The 3100-nt window shown below is 47.4% G+C and carries 2 protein-coding genes and 2 pseudogenes; 1 reads left to right on the top strand and 3 read right to left on the bottom strand.

What is annotated here, in order from left to right; all coding sequences use genetic code 11:
- Positions 1-18: 18 nt before the first annotated feature.
- From BBW68_RS20150 to BBW68_RS16030, 3 genes and pseudogenes are all read right to left on the bottom strand, one after another.
- Positions 19-147: a hypothetical protein gene (locus BBW68_RS20150; protein ID WP_276325375.1), complete on the bottom strand. Its 129-nt coding sequence runs from the start codon at positions 145-147 to the stop codon at positions 19-21.
- An 82-nt stretch (positions 148-229) separates the two neighbouring features.
- A pseudogene (locus BBW68_RS06265) lies at positions 230-949 on the bottom strand (tyrosine-type recombinase/integrase); the annotation flags it as partial.
- A 293-nt stretch (positions 950-1242) separates the two neighbouring features.
- Positions 1243-1449: an Ogr/Delta-like zinc finger protein gene (locus BBW68_RS16030; protein ID WP_083264815.1), complete on the bottom strand. Its 207-nt coding sequence runs from the start codon at positions 1447-1449 to the stop codon at positions 1243-1245.
- Positions 1450-2038: 589 nt separating this feature from the next.
- Between BBW68_RS16030 and BBW68_RS06260 the strand changes: the two are divergent.
- A pseudogene (locus BBW68_RS06260) lies at positions 2039-3024 on the top strand (phage integrase).
- Positions 3025-3100 lie beyond the last annotated feature (76 nt).

Genomic DNA, 3100 nt, shown 5'->3' with positions numbered 1-3100 from the left:
ACCCTGGGTGGGTCAGATTTACATCGGCAGGTGGGCCAGTTTTACATCGGTAGCGACAGCCTCTGCGGCCTTAACGTAGGTATAGCCGTGGTCGACAACTAACTTCGCCGCTTCGAGCTTAAATCCTGGCGTGAAATGTTTAGCCATTGGGTCACCTGTGACCTGTGGTGTTGGGAAGGTGAGAATATCACCTTCCGATCAGGTGGCCAGTATCAGTGTGCCACTACAAACGCACAAAAGTTAGTAAGGAAAGCTCGACCGCGATCCGTGTCATTACACGGCCACGATATGCATCAAGACGAGCAAGAAACTCAGGAAAACGACTTGAGGGTAGAGCTGGATAGTGTCGTGCTTTGGTTGTCGATAACGCACCGGCCATGTCACTAGCTGGATTAGAGTCAATGTAATCGTTCTGTACGGCATAGCGCATTATCGCCGTAACACGCTGCTGAAGGCGCTGGGCGATGTCATGCCTGCCACTGGCATCAACGGCCTTGATAGGGGCTAACAGCTGGCTGGTTTTCAGCTTACGAACATCTGCCAAACCAATATGAGGAAAAATATACAGTTCAAGATAGCGCAGGATCCGTGAACGATGATCATTACTCCAGCGCTTGTTACTGGCATGCCATTCATGGGCGATCGTTTCAAAAGTATAAGCTCCAGCGTTTTCAGCCTGGGCTGCTTTCTGTTCAGCTTTGAGGTCAATCCCTTGCCCTAAAATTTTTTAGGCTTCATCACGCTTAGCACGTGCCTCAGCAAGCGTGACTGTCGGCCAAACGCCAAACGCAAGCCGGTCTTCTTTTTTGTCGGCTGGCCGTCGGTACTTCATACGCCAGTACTTTGATCCTTTGGTCGTGACCTCAAGGTATAAACCGCCACCATCAGCCATTTTATAAGTTTTTTCTTTAGGCTTTGCAGTGTCGACCTGGCGGGCATTCAGCTTCATTTTGGGGGCACATTTCTTATCGAAGTGGGGGTGCCCCCAATTATGCCCCCAGCGGGGTCTGGATTATAACGGATGTGCTCGGACGAGGATGGACAGGATACTGGTGCGAAGGCCGGAATCGAAAATCAACACAACCAATTGCTTATTAATGATAATTTTTTAAGGCGAAATTAAGTGCCCCTTTTTATGCCCCCGTACTACTTTCAACCCTCTATGTATGTTCAAAATTCACACTATTTGTTCATTGACTATTTTAGTTCGATTCCGCCGCACGGATCCAAACCAGATGCAATCTAAGTTATGCCAGATAATGACGCTTCCCCCTGCTTCTGGCTGGGGCGAAGTGAGTGGGAAAACGTCAGATTAACAACATAGGTGTGACCACACTCCACATTCGTACAAGCACAATAAATATCGGTAGCTAGGCGGTCTCTTGGGGTAACTTTACTGATTACGGCCTTTTCACCACATTCCGGACATGTGACCTTCATTACCCGCATATTTCTTTTGCTCCTGTTCTGCTCTAAACCGATGTTAACACCAGACGTCACAGAACGCCCCCTTAGCTGCGATACGTTCAAAGCAGGCCAAAACCCATGCCTTCCAGGGAAAAAGGTGTCAGGGCTTAACTGAGGCTTCTGTCAGCCACGAAATAACGGCGGAAGTGACGAAAACGGCACTACACCGCACCCGCCTGCGGTTTTCAAATCACAATTGATTTCAGTTTTTCCAGTAGTACAAACCATATCGCCAGACCGCGCCACCACTGGCTTTGTCGGGTAAAAACACAAACTGAAATCTGTGAAAAGAATTTCAGGTTATTTCAGTTTTGAAGCTGGGGAATCAATCAGTGAATCTAAGCAATTCCTTGATAAATATATATTTAATGTGAATTACGTGATTACTATCACCTGCAAAACCTCCTGAGTTATGAGATAATGAAAACGTTATAAATACAATAAAATCAAAGCGATAACAAAGAAATCTCATTCATTGAAAACTGAAATATTTATCGTAGCCATTCATCGGTATTCAAAGGCTTTGCGCCAAAACCTCAACCACGTAATCAACTGCTTAGGTTGTAAAGAAATGTCAATAAAAAAGAGAGATGACGGGCGTTATGAACTGGACACAAGAACAGGTGGACGTAACGGCAAGCGCACCCGAAAAATCTTTAACAGACGAGCTGATGCTGTTGCCTATGAGCGCTACATGCTCGGTAAATTACAGCGTAAAGAGTGGGATCCAGCCGCACACTGAACGATATCAGGGAATTATGGTGGCGCTACCATGGCCAGACGCTAAAAAATGGGGAAACTGAAAATAAACACATCCTCAAGACTATCACGGCTCTGGATAATCCACTGGTCAGCGAAGTTAATAAGCGGATGTTGATAGATCACCGCTGCCGCAGGCTCGCACAGGGAATCAGCGCATCAACCATTAATCGTGACGTTTACCGCCTTTCAGGTATGTTCAGCGCCCTGATTAAGCTGGATGAACTTGAGGGTGAAAACCCGATACGTGGGTTGCCTCCGCTTAAAGAAAAAAATCCCGGTATGACTTACCTTACCAAAACGGAAATAGCCAGCCTGCTTGACTCTCTGAAAGGAGATTATCGATTGATTGCCTTGCTGTGTCTCAGCACTGGTGGACGCTGGGGAGAAGTCAGCACGCTGACGGAATCGCAGATTATGCATGGCCGTGTCGTCTTTTTGGAAACCAAGAATGGCAAAAAGCGCGTGGTCCCCATATCTGCCGAACTGGAAGAAGAAGTCATGACCAACGCCAGCGCGACACTGTTCCATGTGGACTATGAAAATTTCTGCCGGATGCTGCGTAAGGTCAAACCCAACCTGCCTCGCGGACAGGCTACCCATATCCTGCGCCATACTTTCGCCAGCCACTTTATGATGAACGGCGGAAACATTATCGCACTACAGCAGATTCTGGGGCATGCCAGCATTCAGCAGACAATGGCGTATGCGCATCTGGCACCAGACTATCTCCAGAACGCAATCACGCTGAACCCGATTAACGGTCAGTTCCGTATAGCTGCCTCGCCGCAAGCCTAAAACCACGCCAGCCAGAAAAAGAAGTCATTTCGCCAGATTTTATATGTTTATGGGTATTTTTGGTGGTAACAGTGGT

This window comes from Candidatus Erwinia dacicola, from assembly GCF_001756855.1.
Lineage (GTDB): Bacteria > Pseudomonadota > Gammaproteobacteria > Enterobacterales > Enterobacteriaceae > Erwinia > Erwinia dacicola.
This window is presented reverse-complemented; position numbering and strand designations above follow the sequence as displayed.

What these genes read in the sequence shown, in the direction of transcription:
- BBW68_RS20150 (WP_276325375.1), bottom strand. Translation starts at nt 147, where the DNA reads ATGGCTAAACATTTCACGCCAGGATTTAAGCTCGAAGCGGCGAAGTTA.
- BBW68_RS16030 (WP_083264815.1), bottom strand. Translation starts at nt 1,449, where the DNA reads ATGCGGGTAATGAAGGTCACATGTCCGGAATGTGGTGAAAAGGCCGTA.